This is a genomic window from Paenibacillus sp. FSL R7-0048 (genome assembly GCF_038004505.1).
In the GTDB taxonomy this organism is placed as follows: Bacteria; Bacillota; Bacilli; order Paenibacillales; family Paenibacillaceae; genus Paenibacillus_AQ; species Paenibacillus_AQ odorifer.
On the sequence record NZ_JBBORF010000001.1, the window covers coordinates 3,101,075 to 3,121,249 of the forward strand.

At 45.0% G+C, this 20,175-nt stretch carries 22 protein-coding genes; 8 read left to right on the forward strand and 14 right to left on the reverse strand.

What is annotated here, in order from left to right; all coding sequences use genetic code 11:
* Positions 1-50 precede the first annotated feature (50 nt).
* From NSQ91_RS13625 to NSQ91_RS13635, 3 genes are all read right to left on the reverse strand, one after another.
* Positions 51-1,424, reverse strand: coding sequence for a sensor histidine kinase (locus NSQ91_RS13625; protein ID WP_076126055.1), 1,374 nt, complete (start codon positions 1,422-1,424; stop codon positions 51-53).
* Position 1,425: 1 nt separating this feature from the next.
* Positions 1,426-2,085 carry a response regulator transcription factor gene (locus NSQ91_RS13630; protein ID WP_076135640.1) on the reverse strand — a complete coding sequence of 220 codons (660 nt, stop codon included), beginning with the start codon at positions 2,083-2,085 and terminating at the stop codon, positions 1,426-1,428.
* 214 nt (positions 2,086-2,299) lie between these two features.
* A complete protein-coding gene (locus NSQ91_RS13635) occupies positions 2,300-3,790 on the reverse strand; it encodes a 4-hydroxyphenylacetate 3-hydroxylase family protein (protein WP_076304233.1) in 1,491 nt (496 codons plus the stop codon).
* Between the two features lie 203 nt (positions 3,791-3,993).
* Here NSQ91_RS13635 and NSQ91_RS13640 point away from each other — a divergent pair, with 203 nt between their 5' ends.
* Both NSQ91_RS13640 and NSQ91_RS13645 read left to right on the forward strand, forming a co-directional pair.
* Positions 3,994-4,371 carry a BlaI/MecI/CopY family transcriptional regulator gene (locus NSQ91_RS13640; RefSeq protein ID WP_076189933.1) on the forward strand — a complete coding sequence of 126 codons (378 nt, stop codon included), beginning with the start codon at positions 3,994-3,996 and terminating at the stop codon, positions 4,369-4,371.
* 5 nt (positions 4,372-4,376) lie between these two features.
* Positions 4,377-6,596: a M56 family metallopeptidase gene (locus tag NSQ91_RS13645; RefSeq protein WP_076304210.1), complete on the forward strand. Its 2,220-nt coding sequence runs from the start codon at positions 4,377-4,379 to the stop codon at positions 6,594-6,596.
* 165 nt (positions 6,597-6,761) lie between these two features.
* On the opposite strand, the gene NSQ91_RS13650 is transcribed toward NSQ91_RS13645, so the two are convergent.
* Complete coding sequence (locus NSQ91_RS13650) at positions 6,762-8,825, reverse strand: methyl-accepting chemotaxis protein (RefSeq protein WP_076304211.1); 2,064 nt, start codon at positions 8,823-8,825, stop codon at positions 6,762-6,764.
* A gap of 292 nt (positions 8,826-9,117) precedes the next feature.
* Between NSQ91_RS13650 and NSQ91_RS13655 the strand changes: the two genes are divergently transcribed.
* The 4 genes from NSQ91_RS13655 (at position 9,118) to NSQ91_RS13670 (ending at position 12,073) form a co-directional block, all read left to right on the forward strand.
* Entirely contained in the window at positions 9,118-10,851 is a 1,734-nt protein-coding gene (locus NSQ91_RS13655) for an AraC family transcriptional regulator (RefSeq protein ID WP_340918213.1), read from the forward strand.
* 33 nt (positions 10,852-10,884) lie between these two features.
* Positions 10,885-11,103: a hypothetical protein gene (locus NSQ91_RS13660; protein ID WP_076304213.1), complete on the forward strand. Its 219-nt coding sequence runs from the start codon at positions 10,885-10,887 to the stop codon at positions 11,101-11,103.
* Positions 11,104-11,315: 212 nt separating this feature from the next.
* The gene (locus tag NSQ91_RS13665) at positions 11,316-11,501 is read left to right on the forward strand and encodes a hypothetical protein (protein WP_076126066.1); all 186 of its coding nucleotides are present in this window, start codon (positions 11,316-11,318) and stop codon (positions 11,499-11,501) included.
* 113 nt (positions 11,502-11,614) lie between these two features.
* The gene (locus NSQ91_RS13670) at positions 11,615-12,073 is read left to right on the forward strand and encodes a hypothetical protein (protein WP_076126068.1); all 459 of its coding nucleotides are present in this window, start codon (positions 11,615-11,617) and stop codon (positions 12,071-12,073) included.
* Here NSQ91_RS13670 and NSQ91_RS13675 read toward each other — a convergent pair whose 3' ends face one another.
* Positions 12,074-12,454: a hypothetical protein gene (locus NSQ91_RS13675; protein ID WP_076126069.1), complete on the reverse strand. Its 381-nt coding sequence runs from the start codon at positions 12,452-12,454 to the stop codon at positions 12,074-12,076.
* An 84-nt stretch (positions 12,455-12,538) separates the two neighbouring features.
* On the opposite strand from NSQ91_RS13675, the gene NSQ91_RS13680 reads away from it, so the two are divergent.
* Entirely contained in the window at positions 12,539-13,006 is a 468-nt protein-coding gene (locus NSQ91_RS13680) for a hypothetical protein (RefSeq protein ID WP_076126071.1), read from the forward strand.
* Positions 13,007-13,122: 116 nt separating this feature from the next.
* Here NSQ91_RS13680 and NSQ91_RS13685 read toward each other — a convergent pair whose 3' ends face one another.
* From NSQ91_RS13685 to NSQ91_RS13710, 6 genes are all read right to left on the reverse strand, one after another.
* On the reverse strand, positions 13,123-13,830 hold the full coding sequence (locus NSQ91_RS13685) for an ABC transporter ATP-binding protein (protein WP_076126073.1): 708 nt from the start codon (positions 13,828-13,830) through the stop codon (positions 13,123-13,125).
* Positions 13,831-13,841: 11 nt separating this feature from the next.
* On the reverse strand, positions 13,842-14,336 hold the full coding sequence (locus NSQ91_RS13690) for an ABC transporter permease (RefSeq protein WP_340918222.1): 495 nt from the start codon (positions 14,334-14,336) through the stop codon (positions 13,842-13,844).
* Positions 14,337-14,567: 231 nt separating this feature from the next.
* A complete protein-coding gene (locus NSQ91_RS13695; RefSeq protein ID WP_076304215.1) occupies positions 14,568-15,587 on the reverse strand; it encodes an ABC transporter substrate-binding protein in 1,020 nt (339 codons plus the stop codon).
* Between the two features lie 125 nt (positions 15,588-15,712).
* Positions 15,713-16,468 carry a class I SAM-dependent methyltransferase gene (locus NSQ91_RS13700; protein WP_076126079.1) on the reverse strand — a complete coding sequence of 252 codons (756 nt, stop codon included), beginning with the start codon at positions 16,466-16,468 and terminating at the stop codon, positions 15,713-15,715.
* 13 nt (positions 16,469-16,481) lie between these two features.
* Complete coding sequence (locus NSQ91_RS13705; RefSeq protein WP_340918227.1) at positions 16,482-16,829, reverse strand: cupin domain-containing protein; 348 nt, start codon at positions 16,827-16,829, stop codon at positions 16,482-16,484.
* 16 nt (positions 16,830-16,845) lie between these two features.
* Positions 16,846-17,184 carry a cupin domain-containing protein gene (locus NSQ91_RS13710; RefSeq protein WP_076126083.1) on the reverse strand — a complete coding sequence of 113 codons (339 nt, stop codon included), beginning with the start codon at positions 17,182-17,184 and terminating at the stop codon, positions 16,846-16,848.
* A 171-nt stretch (positions 17,185-17,355) separates the two neighbouring features.
* On the opposite strand from NSQ91_RS13710, the gene NSQ91_RS13715 reads away from it, so the two are divergent.
* On the forward strand, positions 17,356-18,048 hold the full coding sequence (locus NSQ91_RS13715; RefSeq protein WP_076126085.1) for a Crp/Fnr family transcriptional regulator: 693 nt from the start codon (positions 17,356-17,358) through the stop codon (positions 18,046-18,048).
* Between the two features lie 209 nt (positions 18,049-18,257).
* Here the strand turns inward: NSQ91_RS13715 and NSQ91_RS13720 are convergent, their stop codons facing one another.
* From NSQ91_RS13720 to NSQ91_RS13730, 3 genes are all read right to left on the reverse strand, one after another.
* Positions 18,258-19,094 (reverse strand): sulfurtransferase, encoded by an 837-nt coding sequence (locus NSQ91_RS13720; RefSeq protein ID WP_076304216.1) that lies wholly within the window; start codon positions 19,092-19,094, stop codon positions 18,258-18,260.
* A 101-nt stretch (positions 19,095-19,195) separates the two neighbouring features.
* A complete protein-coding gene (locus tag NSQ91_RS13725) occupies positions 19,196-19,567 on the reverse strand; it encodes a hypothetical protein (protein WP_076304217.1) in 372 nt (123 codons plus the stop codon).
* Between the two features lie 151 nt (positions 19,568-19,718).
* A complete protein-coding gene (locus tag NSQ91_RS13730; protein ID WP_076126089.1) occupies positions 19,719-20,090 on the reverse strand; it encodes a hypothetical protein in 372 nt (123 codons plus the stop codon).
* Positions 20,091-20,175 lie beyond the last annotated feature (85 nt).

Below are 20,175 nucleotides of genomic sequence, written 5' to 3' on the forward strand. Positions count from 1 at the left end.
TCCATTTGCTTCGGATGATGCTGAATCTTCCTAACCTTAAACTATAGATGTTATAGAGTAGGTGAACAGATGTTATGGAGTTGTAAAAAGATGCGGATACTTGTTCCTTGACCTAAAGTAGAATTCAGTGAAATTCTAGTTTGATGCGCATCTGCGATTTGCTTGCATAAAGATAAACCAAGACCCGCACCCCCGTATTCGCGTGTGCGCGATTTTTCACCTCGATAAAAGGGTTCAAAAACACGCGCACTCTGTTCCGGTGTCATCCCAAATCCCGAATCACATACTTCCAATATGGCTTCATTTTGCAATACATAGGCAAGCAAGCGGATGGTGCTCCCTTGCGGAGATGCATGAATGGAATTTTCGACAAGGTTAACCAAGAAGGAAGTTAGCAGATCATGATCACCCCAAACCGCAGGGATGGAATAATCCATTTCTAGTTTGATGCTTGCTTCGTCCAATTTAAGCTGCTCAATCTGTTTAACCGATTTGAACAAATCTGATATGTCTACTTGTTTCAGAGTCAGAGGATGATGCCGTAGGACGGACAAATCCAGCAGTTTGAAGGCTAAATTCTTCAGGCGTAAGGTTTCACTAAGGATATATTGACCAGCCATCTGCTGTTCTTCCTGGCCTATATTTGCGGAAGTCAGAAATTCAGCAAATCCCTGCATACTGGTTAAAGGTGTGCGCAGTTCGTGGGCGAGGTTATCGACCATTCTCTGCTTTTCATCGGCCATATTAGACAGTTCGATCACGTGCTGCTCCACTGCGTTTGCCATTCGGTTAAAGTTCAGGGCTAACTCACCAAATTCATCTTTACTGCGCAACTGCACGCGCTCGGTATATTTGCCTTCAGCGATCGTTTTTGTAGTCTTTGAAAGCTGTTTAAGTGGTTTGGTCAACTGCCGGATCAGCAAGTAGAGTAATAGGAGCAGAATTGGACCGATAATCCAGTTAATCATTACAAAAAAACGGTTCAGCTCATGCTGCTTAGCATACAGGTCACTGATATCACGTTGATAAACGATCGACAAAGCTTGATAGGGAGCAGGGAGCTCAGTAGAGAGTTGAATAGAATGTGACTCCGGTGTTGAGACTGATGGGACTCCGGCATTCGGATAAACCAGCTGGTCATTCTCCCAGAGCTGTAGTCCGATTCCCTGCTTATGATAAAATTCACCATAGGATTGAGCCACACTTGAGATTAAAGTAGAGGTAAGTGTGGCCCCACGGGTCTGAATCGATTCAAGATTTTCATAAATGTTGTTTGCAATTAATAGCTGTTCGCTTGAAGCACGCTGCATTTCGCTGTCCATGTTCAGCTGCCAGCTTTTTTTCATAATCATGATTACACTCACATCTAGGGCGACGATGAAGAAAGCGAGGACTGACAGCAGAATTTTATGCCAGAATCTCATACTAGACCTGAACTTCCAAGCGGTAACCAAGCTTAAATACGGTTTTAATTCGTTCTTCCCAGCCTAGTTTTTTGCGCAGCTGTCTGATGTGAACATCTACGGTACGGGTATCTCCTTCAAAATCATAGCCCCAGGCTAATTCCAGCAACTTTTCCCTTGATAAAGCAATATTTCTGTTGCGGATAAGGACCTCAAGCAGCTCAAATTCCCTAGCGGTTAAATCTACGGGTATCTGATCCACCATCACAAGCCTCTCAAGATAACGTACCTCAACGTTTTCACAGAGAAAATTGGAAATGCCTTTTTCGCTCCTACGTAACACTACATTGATTCTTGCCAACAATTCAAGGATTTCAAAAGGTTTAATAATATAATCATCGGCGCCCAGTTCAAAGCCTTTGATGCGATCAGCCAGTGAATCTTTTGCGGTGATCAGAATCACCGGAATTTGTAAGTGAGCAATCCGCTGCATGATCTCAAAACCGTCCAGTTCGGGCAGCATTATATCGAGCAGAATTAAATCGGCCTTTTCACGTTCCAGCAGTTCAATAACCTCCAGCCCGCGATAAGCCTTGCTATAGGTATGTCCGACTAATTTTAGATTCATAGTAATTAAGTCACTGATTGCACGTTCATCTTCTACGACTATGATATGGCCCATAGTTCATTGTTCCCTCCTAAGCTAGCAAATCACTTCCTAATGCTAATAAACTATAAACAACTTATTACAGAATTGTCCAGTGCAGGTATGAAAAAGCATCTAGTTCTTCCTAATTTGGTTTGTTGATAAAGCTCAAAAAGGACTGAAAAAGAGAGCGGAAGCAGTCTCTTAATCAATCCTGAAAAACATCATTATAAACCTTCGCAACTCTTGATTAATTGGAAATTCCATCTGTTGTTGACTTAGACAAGTGGGCATCAGGGGCAATAAATTCGTGAACGATTTGACGAAAATACTCGTGATTATCATAGCTGTTGTACATACGCCAGGCCACTGTTTGGGAGTTGCCGAAAAATAACCGCTCAAACTGGGTTTGACGACCTCCGAATGCACCCGCTCCTAGTTCCCAAGCCAGCCGGAATAAGGCATTTCGATACCACGCATCCGAGATATTTCCCTTCAAATACTCATAAAGATACGAACCAGCGCTTGATGTAAAGTCGGCTTCAGAGGGGATCATGATGAGCCCGCTTGAACTGAGGTTTTGAACCATTTCAACCATCTCTGGATAAAACTCTGAAAAGTGAATGGTTGAAGCCAACAGTGGACCTTTATCTGGAACGAGATATCCAAATTTGTCGAGCGAAGCCCCTATTTCCGCTGCAAGTCTTAAGGCTTTGAAAGTTTCTAAATAGGTTAATATTCTGGAAATAGGCAAAATCGTGTAGGCCTCAAGGACAGCATTTTGTTCTTCCGCCAAACTCTCTAGCATACCAAGAAAAAACTCGGTCTTTGCAATATAGCGGGTGATAATTTGGTGGGCCATATGCGTATGAAAGTTACTTTCGCCGAATAATCGGGAACAGTACCTCTCATCGCCATAATAAAATATACGATCATGAGGGATAAGTACACGGTCAAAGATAACAAGGGTATCCATTTCTTCATATCTTGAACTTAACGGATGGTCGTAGGTGGATGAGGCAGCGTAGCTTTCACGGCAAAAAAAAGTCATCCCAGGCAGATCATTAGGCACCGCAAAGGCAAACGCAAAGGGATTATCATCATCCACAAGTGAGGGTGAGGGAGTTGGGAATACAAGCATTTCATCGCAGGTAGCTCCCTGTGTTGCCATCATAAAAGCACCGGTAACAAACATCCCTTGATCATTGATTTCTACGACTTTAGCAGCGATAGAATCCTCTGTAGCATCAATCTGGCCGGATATTTTGCTGGCTTGAGGCTGGATGAAAGCATGGGATAAGGTAATGTCATGATCTCGACAGAAGGCATAGTATTTTCTGAGGTTCTCAGCATATTTCGGATTATGATCCTCAAGGATATCAGCAGCTGTGAACAGAGACATGATGGCCGTATTCATATAATCGGGGGAACGTCCTAAAAATCCGTGGTGTCTGTTGGACCAGAGTTCAATCATTTTTCTCCGGCGTTCTAAATCTTCAGCATTTTTGGGTGGAAGAAAAGATAAACCAACCGGATCTCCAGTATCAGGTGAAGGATAGGTCATCTGCGCCAAATAACGTTCATCACACTGCATGTTATACATTTCGGCTTGTGTTTGTATGAGACCTTGAAAGGCAGGGTGTTTGGATAAAGGACCTTCAACACGTGTTCCTTTGTACCAGATATTGATCTTTTGCCGGTCGATTCGTTCGATGTATTGATTACCTGTTTTTATAGGCATAGGTTCCACCTCTTTGAAGTCATCTTTGACTAATAAAGCCGTATTATTGCTATTAATGTACGTAATCATGAATCTCCGTGTACATTGTCCATAAACCGTGGTGAGCTGGGAGTTTAGGGTTGACATAAACGATGCTGACTTGTATATTTTGGATATTGGATTACAAGTGTAGTCATACGGAGAAAAGAAAGGCGGATAGAATGATGTCTACGGAAACTCCAAAGATCTCGGATGCCGAGTGGGAAGTGATGAAGGTGCTGTGGGCAAGTGCCCCACGCACTGCAGGTGAGATTGTTGAAGCACTAGAAGGCAACAGGGACTGGAACCCAAAGACGGTACGGACGTTGATTAAGCGTCTGACAGAGAAACGGGCTATTGGTTATAACCAGACAGGTAGGGTGTATTCCTATTATCCGCTGGTGCGGGAAGAGGAATGTGTCCAATCGGAGACAAGATCCTTTCTGAAGCGGATCTACGGTGGAACTCTGCGCCCGATGTTGGTCAATTTTTTGCAGGATGAAAAGTTGTCCCGGGAAGATATTGAAGAACTGAAGAGAATTTTGGATGAACGAAAGGACTGAGCCTCTTGCTGGAAGCTGCATACAATCTGTTCGTCAAGGTATTGTCGCTGTCTGCCATGGCGAGCGTGCTGGCTCTGCTGATCTTATTGACCCGCTTCCTGTTCAAGGATCGTCTGAAACCTACTTGGACGTATCTTCTGTGGATACCATTGATCGTGAGGCTGGCTATACCTTGGGCACCTGAAAGCACATTTAGTATTTTTAATCTGTTGCCGCTGGAGAAAGAAACGGCGCAGAGTTCCTTTATTCCGTCAGCGCAATCGGAAGTTGGCTTTACTTATGTCCCAGAGTTGACCGGAGGGGAAAAGGAACCGCCGTCAGTTACTGGAATTGCAAAAAGTGGACCTTTGCCGGGAGAATCGACATCGGATGTTATGGTACAAGTCAATCCGCAAACCGATTCAGGATGGCAGCCGATACATGTACTGGTTTTGGTGTGGTTTGGCGGAGCGGCGGTGGTGCTGGGCATGTCGGTTCGAGCACAACTGCGATTTACCGCACGGGTTCGACAGGAAACGGAAATTCATTCCTCAGAAGTCCAACGGTTGTTCGAATCCTGTAAGCAGGAAATGCAGGTGCGTCGCCCAGTCAAGCTGATCGGGACGAAGCAGATTGCCGTACCGACACTACTTGGCGTTATGCGGCCCAAGTTGCTGCTGCCCACCTCTACTTTACACACTCTGGAGACGAACGGACTCCGTCATATATTCCTTCATGAGCTGGCACATGTGAAGCGCCATGACATTTTGCTAAATCTGCTGACAGGTCTGCTGCTGGCCATGCATTGGTTTAATCCGCTGTTGTGGTATGCCGTACGCCAAATGAAAGAGGATCAAGAGGTTGCCTGTGATGCTCTGGCCTTGAAGCATCTTGAACCAGCTTGCCACAGAAGTTATGCCTTGACACTTCTCAAATTGTTAGAAACCTTACCCGATCCGATCCGGTTGGCAGGTACAGCTGGCATTTCAAGCAGTAAAAAGGAAATGGAAAGAAGGATTATTATGATCACCAGGCACAAAAAAATTACGGCAAAAAGCTCAATGCTGGGCCTCGCTGTAATTATGATCTTAAGTGGCTGTACCCTTACAGGAGCAAAGCTAAATTCTGCATCAGCTCCGGCAATGAGCGCTCCTGCTACTTTTCAGGCAGAAGTGCAGGATAAAAATACAACGGATTCCAGTGTTAAAGGCACTTTATTGGCGGAAAAAAACGGAATCACGGTATCTGCTAATCCCACTGGTGAGAATACACTTTTGCATAAAGTCACGGTAGATGTGCGTGGTGAAGTAAGCCGTACGTTCTTGTGGAATGCAGGAGAAGATAAAACTCGGCCTCCATTGATTGAAGAAGCAGATGTGAACGGAGATGGAACTAAAGAAATTTTCATACGCATTACGACCGGCACGGGTACTGGACTTTCTATGAGTGAGATTCATGTGCTCCAGCCTGCTAGCTTGGAAGAGCTTGTGGTCGAAGATCCGATCGAAACGTTGAATCAGAAGCTGAAATCATCCATTACACATCGAAATAACCACACTTATGTATCTGCTGAACTGGACGGAAAGCATTTGACCAAAGTGTATGATTACACGGAGGGAGCTTGGGGAGAGAAGGTCGGATTTGGCTCTATAGTTTCATACGAACTGATAGATGACCAAATTGTAGCCCATATGTCCGGTGCGGCGTCTATGTCTGAGTTTCCGCTCGAAGTTATTGCCGTTTACGGGAAGAATCTGACCCTTGAGAGCGCACAGATGTACTATGGATCGTTTATATCTCCACCACTCAGTGAACAGGATATCAAGTCCATGATGGAAAAACAGCTTCCGGCAAGTGGTTGGACCTTTAGCAAAGACGGAGATCAGTATGGGGTGGATATAGATCCACTGAATGGCGTAGGGGAAGGCAATAGCTATAAAATAAATCCGCTTACCGGAACGGTTCATGACGTAACTTCTGGCAGTCCACTGAGAAGTCTTGTAAACCGAGAAGCGATAGATCTGTGGAACATCTCTAACGGTACAGAATACCAGAAGGAACTGTATAAGTTACTCCAACCTATCTTTGATACAGAGGGTTTCAAGCCAACAGATACGGACTGGATTTCAGGCTTTATCGGGGATGGTTATTTGTTCAGTGATGTTAGGCAAGGAAGCAGGGAATTCACGATTAAAGTAGATGTCTTTACTGGTCAGTGGGAGGAAATTCCTGACCCGTATCAATAGTTAAGTTTCAAGGTCTGTACCGTATTATTGAAGAGACCATTACTAGCGAATTGAAACTAAAAGCAGCCAGTACGCGCCGATAGATTATCGGCATGCACTGGCTGCTTAATTTTTCTTGAAGGGAGGACAGTCTTACGACTGTGTAAATTACGGATGACTAAAGGACTATTCGACCTGGAACTGGTTTAATTCGTCCTGAAGCTTTTTGGACAACTGATTGAGCTGCAGGGACAGTTCGGCAACCTGTTCAATGCTGTCCAATTGTTCTTGCGTACTTGCGCTAACTTCTTCCGTTGAAGCGGAATTCTCTTCTGTAGTTGAAGAAATGATTTCGAGTGCCTGTAGGATTTCATCTTTGTGTTTATGGACTTTGGAGGTGTTGCTGCTGATTTGAATCATACGTAATCTTAAAGCCTCCAAATCGCTGTTGATGCTAAAGAATACCTGTTTCGTAGCCTGCACGGATTTTGCATTTTCTTCGGCAATTTCAAGTCCTTGGGCTGTGTATTCCACAGATGCTCTAGTTTTCTCTTCGATTTCATGAACCTTTCTGCCAATCTCCTGTGTAGCCTGTGCAGTCTGCTCCGCCAACTTGCGAACCTCTCCGGCAACAACGGCAAATCCGCGTCCCTGTTCTCCCGCACGTGCTGCTTCTATGGAAGCATTTAGTGCCAGCAGATTGGTTTGCGTAGCGATTTGATGTACCGTGTCCACGATGCTCGAAATTTCATGACGGCTTTGATCAATATCATGGATGGCAGACGATATCGAATGAGTGGAGTTATGATTTTCTTCTGCCCATTTTGATAACTGATCTAATACACCCAACCCCAGTTCGCTCTGGTCGGCAGAAGCCTGCACCATCGTCTCTATGGCTATGGCATCATTAGCGATTTCGTCAATTTGACCAGATAATGATCCGGTTTTTTGCAAAATCGTATCCGTTTCGATCGACTGATAGTTGGTTGCATTCGCAATCTCATTAATGGCTGTGGCTGTATCGTTCATCGTTATAGCTGTACGGGAAGAAATAGATTGCAGATCCTTTGAGGACTGGTTTAATACCTGAGCGGAGGTACCCACTATTTGGAGCATCCCTTGAATTTTCTGGACCATGTTGAATATTCCGTTGGAGATTTGTCCAATTTCGTTGTTGGAATAGGCATCAAATTGAACCGTCAAATCCCCATTTTCCACCCGTTTGATTTTGGTAAGCAGCTTCGGTATGGATCTGAGCAGATAACGGAGCGTGATATACGAAAATAGAACGAGCAGAATCGCCGCTGCAACAAACCCGCCAATCGTAATCCAGGTGAACTTTTTTAATTCGGAGAGCACTTCCCGCTCTGAAATAGTTAAACCTACGGACCAGCCGGTATCTTTACTTGTAGCATAGCCGATGTAACGGCGTTCTCCGTTGTCATTAATCAGATGTACGCCGGATTCACCAGCGATCATTTTCTTGCCGATTCCCCCAAGATCACCTGGCAGCTCATTAATCCTTTCCTTTGTGACCTTAGACTGGTCTGGGTGATACAGAATATCACCTGTTTTGGAGGCGAGAATGGAATAACCTGTGCTGCCTAGCTTATAGCTTTCCATTATCTCAGGGATATTTTTAGACGCTATATCAACCGCGACAAAACCGATTAATGTATTGTTGTCATTTTTTATCGGATAGAAAATACCCATCAGCATATCACCTGTAGTGATGTCAATATAAGGATCGGAGTAGTACAGGCCGTCTGCTTCGACTGCTGGCTTATAATACGGCCGTTCTTTAATGTTAAAAGCAGCATCTGATGTCGTACCATTGTTGAGGATATAAAAACCTTTGCCGGCAGTACTCGCAATCCATGCATCTGCAAAAGTGGGTTCCACCTTTACTATGTCAGCTAGTGTCTTTGCTACTTCAGCGGCATGCGGAGAAGTCTTGGCCATTTCAGGAGCTTCGGTGGTTTCGATGTATTGTTTGAATAAGTTATTCGTTGACATTTGCTTGACCAGTGAACCCTTTTCCTTAAATAGTGCATCAAATTGACTGACAAGTGCCTGTGTTTTGGTCTGAAGCATAGATTCTTGTTGTTTCACAAGTATGCTGCGAGTGCTGGAAAACATAAAGGTTCCCAAGATTGAGAAGACGACAACAATAATAACTAAAAGTACAATGGACAAAGTATTTGCTATGCTTGATGAACCAAACCGCCTTTTTTTTAGTTGTTGTAACATGCTACCATCTCCCCCAAGTTGTCTCTGAGCAAATAGCTCATAAGAACATATCGGAAGATAGTGAGATTTTCGAAATAGTAATTTTGAGAATGAAAAAATTAAATTAAAAAGGATGATGCACAGAATAAATCCTTGACTGGTGCGGGATTTCAAGATGGTGGGGGGAGAGGGAGATCTTAACAATTAGCCTGTAGCTTGGCACATTGCATCTACTGATTAGAGGCGAACTGTTGTTTCCAGCTCTTGCGGTTGATAATGATTATCAATTATACTTCCGATAGGAAGGAGGCGAGTGAAGATTTTAAATGCTGATGATAATTTGATGCTCTGGGATTATGCACATATCCGGCTGATTGATATTCGCCATATGTTGTTTAAGGCAGGAGACAAGCTGACCTCCTATAGGTTCCCGGCTGCAGGTTTTTTATATATGGTTCGCGGCAACGTGGTTTTTCGGCTCAATGGAAATAAACATGCTGCAGAACGTTTTCATATCCTACACAGCGGAAAAGGAGGGCAACTGGATATTGATTGGGTCAGGGAGGAAATGGAGTTTTATTTTATTTTCTATAAAGCCTCGCTTTCGCTAACGTCCGGATCAGGTGTACGTAGACTTTTTGAAAGAAACAGTCCTTTTCAAAAACAATATGAATTTGCTCCGAATGCTCCAGTGGCTTTGTTGTCTCAAGTAAAGGAGATGCACCGGAAATGGCTGGACTCAAGTTCACTTGAACGGATTCAGATCAAAGCAATGCTTTATCAATTTGTCTACGAAGTTGAGCGGCAGAGACAGGCATATGGAGTCTATCCCGTCAAGCCGGATCTGGTGGAGCAAGCAGTTCGATACATACGAGAATATTACAGTCAGCCTATTACCTTATCCTCTATTGCAGAGCAGCTTAATTATAGTGTGGCCTATGTGGCGAAGCAGTTCAAAAGCAAGACGGGTACCAGTCTGATTGATTTTCTTATTCGGACGCGAATAGATAAGGCGCAGGAACTGCTGCTAAATACCGATGCATCATTGCAGGAGGTTGCCGCCGGAGTGGGGTACACGGACCTGTCCTATTTCATCCGTATTTTCAAGAAAACAACCGGTGTGACTCCGGGTAATTTTAAGTCATTGGCCCTAGGCTCTGCCAAAGGATCAGATCGTCCTAAAATCAGGCTAAGATTGTCTAATGCAGGATGGGCTGAGCCAAGTTATATTGATAATGATCATGATAATCATTATCAATATAGAAGAAAAGGGGATTTACCGATGGTTAGAAATACAAAAATGTCAATGGGAGCAGCGATGCTGTTATGTCTGGTTTTAATGCTTAGTGCTTGTTCTTCAGGGAACAGTCCTGTTAATTCTGTGAATGCTGGCCCTAGTCCAGTATCCTCTGTGCAAACAGAGACAAGTCCACCGGACTCAGCCACCAATTCAAAATCTACAAGAGTATATAAAGACAGTCAGGGGCATGAGGTTGATATTCCAGAGCGTCCACAGCGGATTGTGCTGCAAGGTAATTCGATCGGAGACCTGCTGGCACTCGGGATTCAGCCGGTCGGTGTCGACCGCCGGTTTATTGAAGAATCAGTATATTTGGATAAGGAGACAACCCCGGCACAGGATATTGGATTTCCTACAAATCTGGAACTTGTTTTGGATCTGGAACCGGATTTGACAATGCATGGTTATGTGATGGACAAACAATATGAAGAAGTGTCCAAAATATCACCTACTGTTGTATTTGACCAGAGTAAACCCTTGTCTGAGCGTCTGCCTGTCATTGGTGAGATAGTGGGTAAAAAGGCTGAAGCAGAGCAACTGTTGTCCGAATATAATCGCAAGGCCGAGAATATGTGGAGCGGATTGCGTCAGGAAGGCAAACTTGCCGAAGGAGAAACAGCGGTAGTGCTGATTTATTATTGGAACAAGACAATGTATTTGATGAAAACTGGTGGTATTCCTGCACTGCTGTATCAGCCGCAGGGCTACAAAATGTCCGAGGCAGTGAAGGAAATCGAGCCGGCATAAGGTGCACCCTATATTGAGGTCTCCCCTGAGCTAATGCATAAGATGCTTATTGGTGACCATTTGTTTGTCATCTATCCGGCCAATGCTGATGCGGAAAATTCCTTTAATGAGTTAATGAAAACTGCGTTGTGGAGCTCGCTCCCTGCTGTAAAGAGCGGAAAAGTTACTTTTGTGGAGACTAAATGGAATTATGACGATATGTTGACCAGCAGCATGCTGCTGGATGAGTTCCCTAAACTGCTGGCTAAATAAATGAGATCTCAGGTTAATCCGCAACAAAGAAGCAGAGGAGGAACTCGCTGCTTCTTTATTTTGTTTATAAAGTAAAGAGGGTTGAATATAGAATAGTAATCGGTCATTGTTTTTTGTTGATTAGCTAGACTCCACGAGTAGCATCGATTAATCTGAAGAAGTGGAATGCGGGTTATGATTGAATCGTCGACATAGATAAACGGAGGCTGACTATGACTTACTCACAGATCTGGAACAACTCAGGAAATGAAGCCGATATTCTTTATTTGGAGCAGCAGATTAAGGCCGTTAAAAAAGAAATAAAACGAGCAGAAGCTGCAGAGCTTCAAGAAATATTGGATCAAGCGAATCGTAAGCTGGCTGAATTGGAAGCGAAGCTGGACGAGCTTGAGGATTAGGAGCTCACCGCCCTTTTGTACCGTTTGAACTTTATGTTTCTGAATTTGCACCGGTGTCTATATAGTTTTATAATTGTAGTTTACTTAATCGTATTACTGGGAGGAATGGGGAAATGGATAAAAATAGAAAATATATGCTTGTCGGTGCGCTTCTGACAGGGGTAGGTGTCTCTTTGATGGCCTATACAGCAAGCCGCTATACTTCGTTTAAACGAATCGTAGCCAATACCATCCGTTTGGAAGAAATCGCCTCTCTAGAAATCTCGCGATTGTCTTCAGTTCCCGGTGAAAAGAAAGACATCATTATTACTGATCCTGCTGTTATTGAGCGGATTTTTGCTGATTTCTCTCATGTTCAATTAATGAAATCGGCCCGAAATGTCAGTTCTGACAAAAACTTCAGCTATTATATTACGATAGTTCAGGCTGACTGCAAGCAACGATTTGATATTATTTTAAAAAGCAGACAGCATATGATCATTTATGATAATGATTTAAGCAATCCTCACTTGAATGCCTATAAAATTATCAGCCCTTATTATCCGCAAGCACTGGAACAGGTTTTCGACTGATTATATAGAGGTGCGCAATGAAGTAATATCATAGCCCATTTCCTGCATAGCATCCAATCCATTTATGATCTCTATTGTCCGGGTGCCGTCCCAGCCTTTAGCCGTTCCATATTCGATCCATTCGCGGATACGCTGTGGATGATTTAGATTATAGACATCTTCAAAACCCTTTTTATGGTTTTGCAGCAGATAGCCTGTATTTAGCGGACAACCGGCAATAGGATCATCCCATGTTAGGAGTTGGATGCGGAGGGGGTGGAGCTTTACATTTTTATGATAAATCTTTAATTCAAGCAGACTCCGTTCGTCATGGATTCTCATGCCCAATATATAGCTGTATTCCAGTTCCCTGAGCGTGATAGAACGCAGCTTTTTTTTCATGAAAATCGCCTCTCATCCTAATAATTTTGTTATCATAGCAAGCATAGGGATATTTTTCAAGCAATCAACAGGAAGGATGTTTATATGAAGTATGAATTTGGGGTCATGGCATCCATTACAGAATTGGTGGAGTACCCGGATGAGCAGAGTGATACCTATATTCCGCACCCGAATTTTCAGATCATCATGGATCAATTGGGTATTACAGTACCCGTTGCTGAGATTTATGAACATTTTTTTGCCAACCCTGTTCACACCGGACATGTGCTCGTTTACAGCAATCCAGAGCAACCAAACGCTTGTATTGTCCTCGACACTTACCGTGATCCTCTGGACCAGCTAGACATGATTTATTTCGGATGGCGCTGTTCGTCCGAGAAAGACAATATCCGTGAGCTGTCCCGGCGTTTTTATGATGAATGTGAATTTGCGGTCCGTTATGAAGAAGGTCAATCCGTGCTTTACAAGGTGTTGAAGGAGGATACCTATCCGCGAAAATTTTACTATAATACCGTGTTTGAGCAGCAGTTGAAACGATACCCGGCAAAATAGGCGCTAGAAATACATAACCGAATCACTTAGCACAAAAACGCGAGTTCAGGGCAATGCCGCCCAGACTCGCGTTTTCTATATACCTGTTTTTGAAATGCTCTGCATCATTCAGGCAATTACTGTGCCGTCAGCAGCTGCTCCAGAATTTCGGCGCGAATCTTCAGCAGGCTCAGCTCTTTCAGCGAACGGCTGCGCTGCGGAGTATCAATTTCAATAATTTTTACAATCCTGCCCGGATGTCGGGACAAGATCATAATTTCATCCCCCAACAGCAGGGCTTCATCAATATCATGCGTAACAAAAACGATGGCGCATTTCTTGCGCTCCCACAATGCGATTAATTTCTGAACTAAATCAAACCGCAGATGATAGTCCAGGGAGTGAAAAGGCTCGTCCATCAGCAGCATATTTCCGCCGTGATAAAAAGCGCGGGCAATGGAGCAGCGCTGCCGCATGCCTCCTGACAGCTGATGAGGATAATGATTCTTGTAGGCAGCAAGCCCGACCTCTTCCAAAAATGCTTCGATTTCCGACGCAGAGGTCGGAGAAGCCTCCTTAACAAAGCTGATATTCTCACCAACTGTAGACCACGGCAGCAAACAATCCTCTTGAAAGACATAGGACAGCTTTAGCTCTGGATGCACAGTGACCCTGCCGGAATCGGCGCTTTCGGACTGTGACAGGATATTCAGCAACGTTGTCTTTCCCGCACCTGAAGGGCCTAGAATACAAATGATTTTCGGCATCTGGATTTCAAGACTGATTTTTTCCAGGATTGGAACTCCCGAATAGCGTTTGGAAACTTCTTGTAGTGTAATAAGCATAAGCCCCACCCTTATTTATTCAAATGCGTCGGCAGGCTTACCCTGCTGCGGAACAGAAATGTAATGCAAGATTTGATCACATTCCAGAAAATAGCCATAAACAACGCCAGGGCAAACACACGATCGGTCTCCAGATTTGTTCTGGCATCGGACAGCAGGCTGCCGATCCCGTCGACGGAGGTCAACAGCTCCGCCATTACGGCCAGCTTCCAGCCCAGTCCCGCTGAGGTGATCATGCCTGATTTCAGATAGCTTTTGAGCGAAGGCAATATAATATGCCGGAGAATCTTATTGCCGGGCACATGATAGACCTTGGCCATCCGCATCAATTTGCCATCGATCGCCGCAAATCCCTCGTACAGATTGACCACCAAAACCGGTGTAGTGGACAACACGATAATAAAAATTGCAGGCAGATCCGTAAGCCCAAACCAAATGATCGCGATGCCCAGCCAGGCGATCGGGATTGCATTATATCGATGACAGGTTCCAGATAAGGCTTCCAACGCGGATAAAGTCCAAGCAGCAGCCCCAGACAGCCGCCCAGCAGCAGAACGCAGACCATGCCGATCAGCAGCTTGAGCAGCGTGCGATAAACTGCATAATAAAACTCCGGATCACCGAAATAGCTCAGGACCGTGCGCATCGTCTCCAGCGGGCCAGGCAGGACAAAAGGGTCCATCTGTATAGCTACAAGCTGCCACAGCAAGGCTATGCCCAACAGGGATATGGCTTTTTTACTTAGGCTGATAATAGAACTGTTCATCGGGAAGCTTGCCTCCAATGCTGTCCTTGCTGTAATTCATCAGCGTCTGGTAATACGTTGACAGAACCTCTTTGCTCTCGGAAGCGGAGGCGAAATCCAGCGCCATATGCGGAATCGCTTTCTCAACCACACCGGCATCCAGCTTGAAATACTTGTTGGCCAACTGAGCCGCCTCTTTGGGGTTGTCCAGCGTCCATTGCAGCGCTTTTTGATATGCTTCCTGGAAGCGGGCGACCAGTTCCGGCTGGCTGGCAATTACTGACTGCTTGGTTGCGAGTCCGGCGTTGGGCAGATCGGTGTTTAATTTGGTAACCTGCTGCCATTCCTTTTTGTAATCCACAATCGAGCGCACCTGATCATTTTTCATTTGTATCGCGGTAATTTGCGGCTGAATGCTCACAATTGTGGAGGCCTTGCCGGATAACAGCAGCTGAGCTCCCTCAGCCAGCTGGGTGTAATGCAATGTGATGTCTTTCCCTGGCTCCAGTCCGTTATGCTTCAAAAAGGTCTGCGTAATATAATCGACAGGCGAGGATTTCATAGGCACATACAGCGTTTTTCCTTTAAGATCCGCCCAGCTCTGGATGGACGGATCTGTTGTAATCATGCTCATCACTGACCAGGTATTCACATTCATCAAGGAAAGATCCATTCCCTTGTTATACATCACGACGGCATTGTTCAGCGGCAGAGCTAAGAAGCTTACTTGATTGTCCTTAGCCAGCGCGGTCAGCGTGTCGATGGACTCCCAGGTTTTGAACTCGATGTTGACCGATTCTCCCAATGCCTTGGATTCAATTAGCCTCAGAATAGGCAGAGAAGGCGGAGAAGGAGGGCCGCCGACCGTGATATTCAGTGTTTCTGCCGGGCCAGCGGAGGGAGCGGCGGATTTGGGCGAATTTTCATTTTTTTGTTGCGAACAGGCACTTAACATAAAAAATAAACTTAACAGTAAACTGAGGCACAAGGCATAAACAGATTTAGCTTTCATCGTGAGTTCCTTTCAAGCGGTTATTTTGACAGCTAGATGGTAATGTTGATGAATTTTATTGATAATTATTCTCAATTACAGTGAAAATAAAAACCTATCATAAGACATGATAGGCCTGCGCCCAACTATTTTTTGCTGCTGCAAACGGCAATATAATTCAGATCTTTACCCGTCGTATTAAAAAAGGTATACATCTTTTTGAACTGTTCCCGGTTCTCTTTCTTGAGCCCGTTTTTCACAATACGCAGCGCCCCGATAACCCCTTCATCGCGAATGAGTCCATTGATACTCATTAAGGACATGGGACCGGTAGCATTGTCTACTTGCTTAAAGCCTGCGGAGTGGAACAATCCCGCCCAATGCCCAACAGACAGCGGCTCGACATTGATGTGAATGGTGCGGCGAAGCTCGGCTAGATGTTCTTCCATATTTTCCTTGGCAAAGGTAATATCATGTGTTAGCAGAATGCCGCCAGGCTTTAGTACCCGATAGTATTCGGCGACTGCCTTTTCCTTCGCAGGCTGGTTAAGCATCGTGAGCATGGCTTCATTAATGACAACGTCAAAGCTCTCATTCTCAAAAGGGAGCTTCATCGCATTGCCTTGCCGGACATGGATATAGTTTTCCAGATTGGCATTTTTAATATTTCGGTTTGCTTTTTCCAGCGCCCGCGGGTCCATATCAATGCCGGTAATTTGACAGTGGTATTTCCCGGCCAGTTGAATGGAGGTGGTGCACATATTGCAGGCTACCTCCAAAACCTGGCTGTCCGTACTCAGATTGGCTTGCTGGATCAGCCAGTTGGTTGCTGCAACGCCGCCGGGCCGCAAACGTTTTTTTCCCAGCCGCGCCAAAAAATTATGGCCTACTTCCTTTTTCATCGCATTCACCCCATTACTTATCCGGCTTGACTACAACCAGAAGCATCTGAAACGCTTCTGTTGCGTATAGGGCATGCGGAATATTGGCCGGCATAACTAGGGTCTCCCCCGCATGAACTGTGTAGTTATCTTCTCCAATTGTAATTTCCGCTTGCCCGGACAAAATGTTGACCATGGCATCGCCCGGGGAAGAATGGCCCCCAATCGACGAGCCTTTATCCAGCGAAAGTAAGGTCATTGCCAGATTTGGCCGCTGTACAAGGTTCAGACTGGAAACCTGCTGTTCCTCTATTGTGATGATTTCTTTCAAATCTATGACTGCGGATTGCGGCAGTTTTTTAATAAATAAACCTGTTTCCATTTTGAATACCTCCGTTTTATATACTGATTTGCAAAAATTTGCAGCTGCTGTGGGCGGAATAATCATGCCATGTGCCCGCTGGGACGATAACAGATGCGCCGGCTGTCAATTGATAGGGCTCTGCCGCCACCAGCAGATGAAGCTCGCCTTCCAGCACATGGATGATTTTAGATTTGGGGGAGGTCTCCGAACTGATAGTCTCCTCCTGATCCATGGCATACAATACCCATTCCGGTTGTGCTGCTGTTTCGGCTGCAGCTACGGGCAATGACAGCGTTCGGCTCGCAATCCGGTGCGGCTTGACGCTGATCATATCTGTTAAGAAAAATACCTTGCCTGCTGTAATTCCACTCATACGATCCCCCTGTTCAAAGTACAGTGTTTTGATTATTTCCAAATTGCTTGATTGAATGATTCCTGCAATTTGATATAATGAGAATGACTAATGAGAATTATTCTCATTTATTTTATTGTAGCAGAGTATTCATCATGACTCTGTTGCCATGGCAACAGGAGGCTGAGAAAATTGCAGAAATATCTGAGCAGGATACAGAGCACCACTTTGTTTAAGGGATTCGCGGACCGGGAGGTGCAGCAAGCACTGAGCTGCCTGCAGGGCACAATCAAGGATTTTGCGCGGAAGGAGGTTGTTTTTAGAAAAGACGATATTCTGGATTCGGTGGGCATTATTATCCATGGCAATGTTTTGCTGTGCAAAGATAATATCTCAGGCATGAGATTTATTTTCTCGGAACTCGGGGATGGAGAAATCTTTGGCGAAACGGCGCTTCGCCTTGTCCAAGAGCACAGCGGCTATGAAGCGGTGGCGGGATCGGAATGCCGGATTCTGTTTATCAAAATAAATAAAATCGTCCGGCCCGGCCAGGACACTTGCCATTTAAGGGGACGGATCATTGAGAATATGTTGGCCCTGCTGCTTGAGAACAACCGGTCTATCTATCAAAAGCTGGATCTGGTCTCCCACAAATCGCTGCGGGACCGTATCCTGCATTATTTGGCCCTCCAGACCAAAAAAAACAATTCCGCCTGTTTTGAAATTCCGTTTACCCGCAGCGACCTGGCTGATTATTTGACTGTTGACCGCAGCGCCTTGTCCAGAGAGCTGCAGCGAATGGCACAGGACGGGCTGATCCGGTTTAATCGAAATCAATTCGAGCTGTTGGACGCGGAGAATCAGCTGCGGATCAGCGATTTTTAGAATAATTTCTCCAAACATAGTAAAGGAGTAAACAGAGGGAATAATCAGCTAGAAAGCGCATTGGGAAAGGATTTGACCGATCTAAACAGCATAAAAGAGGTAGTTAAAGTTAGCTAACTGTTGACTTGAGTTTTGATTTGTTGATTTTAGCTATCTATCGGAGTTACTCATAAATACAAGAGCCCGCGTCGGACGCGGGCTCTTGTATTTTACTCTCCTCCAGTAGCCACCGGATTCTCCTCATATGAAATCCAATCACTCCAGCTTCCTGCATACAGCTTCACATTCTTGTACCCGGCTTTGCCTAGCGCGAGCACATTCGGGCAGGCACTTACACCTGAACCGCAGTACACGATAATTTCTTGCTCAGGATCAATTCCCTCATAATGCTCTTTCAGCACCTCAGTTGATTTCCAGCGCCCTTGCTCATCCAGTACATCCTTCCAGAACTTATTGATCGCTCCGGGAATATGACCTGCCTTCGGATCAATGGGTTCTTCAAGTCCTTCATAGCGGCGGGACTCGCGGGAATCCATCAATAGTGCGCCACCGTCGTTAACTACATTTTGCACATCTTCCATGCTAACAAGCATCTTCTTCTGAACATCTGCTTCATACTGGCTAGGAATCCTAACCGCTTGATGATCACTGACGGGAAACTTACCATTTTTCCAAGCAGAGTAGCCTTCATCCATTACATACACACGTTCATGCCCTAAATAACTGAGCATCCACCATAAACGGGAAGCGTAAGCTCCACCTTGATCATCATAAGCAACGACAATGCTATCTCTGTTAATGCCAACCTTGCTAAGAACGGTGGTTAGCTTCGAGATCTCAGGCAGTGGGTGGCGTCCACCGTGTGCGCTTACTGGAGCGGAAAGCTGTTCTTCCAGATGTAGATAAAGTGCTCCGGGAATATGATCTTCCGTATAGGCTTTACGCCCAGCTTCCGGATCCGTGAGTAAAAAACGGCAATCGACTATAACAAGTTCAGGCTCGTATAACCGAGCAAGCAGCCATCGAGTAGAAACGATCGGTTCCATAAAGTAGCCTTCTTTCCTGTTTAATATGTATGGAGTCATTATAGCGGAAAATAAAAGAGGGCGCACCTTAAGCTTATGGCTTAAACTGCGTCCTCATTGAATTAGATCAAACGATATCCTGATGGCAAGCTGCCGGTACGTTGAATGGTGCGAACCTGCGCCGGGGTCAGCCGTTGATTGCTTGAAATGAGCGATTCGACATCTCCTCTTCGCAGAAAGTCGTCCAGTTCGCGGATGCTGCGGTTACCACGCAAAATGACGAAATTATCGCGGAAGGCAGAACGATCGAATAACACAAGCGTAGCGTTCGGATTTGTGGAGAAGAAGCGCAAGCTTTCTATTCCTGTAAGGACTGAATCTATATCTGTAATGCCCAGGTTGCCGCGAAGAGTTCTGCGAAGCCCCCGAAAGTTCTCCTCACTAAACACTCTTAGCCTAGGATATATTACAGATGTTACTTTTTTTGTAATCATGGTTAATCCCTCCAAGTTCGATTGACGAACTGTCGTTTTCGACAACTCGCCGCCAGATTTACCATAAATGAATGCGGTAGTTTCGACTGGAAAAAGGAGTGACCTGGGCGCTAGGCTCCGGATTACTCCTTTTTGTTGTTGTAAGCAATTCCTAGATCAAACGATATCCCGAAGGCAAGTTACCGCTGCTGCGGATATTACGGATTTGTTCGAGGGTTAAGCGTTGGTTAGTAGAAATAATGGATTCCACGTCATTACCTGAAATGAAATCATCCAGATCCCTAATGTTGCGGTTCCCGCGAAGAACACGGAAATTTCCTCTAAACCGGGTTCTTGTGAAGAGTACCAGTGTAGCATTGCTGCTAGTAGAGAAGAACCGAAGGCTCTCAATACCATCGAGGATGTTGTCCGTATTACGAATACCCAGGTTGCCAGTATATACTCTACGGCGTCCATTGAAGTTTTCTTCATCGTACACGGTCAAGCGAGGGAAAGTCTGAGAAATGTGAACTTCTTTTTTCATTTGTAATTCCTCCTTTGTTATCTAATCTATGTTCATATAACTTTTTGGCTTGGCTGAAAGTCTAATAGAAAGCCCTTATTTGCAT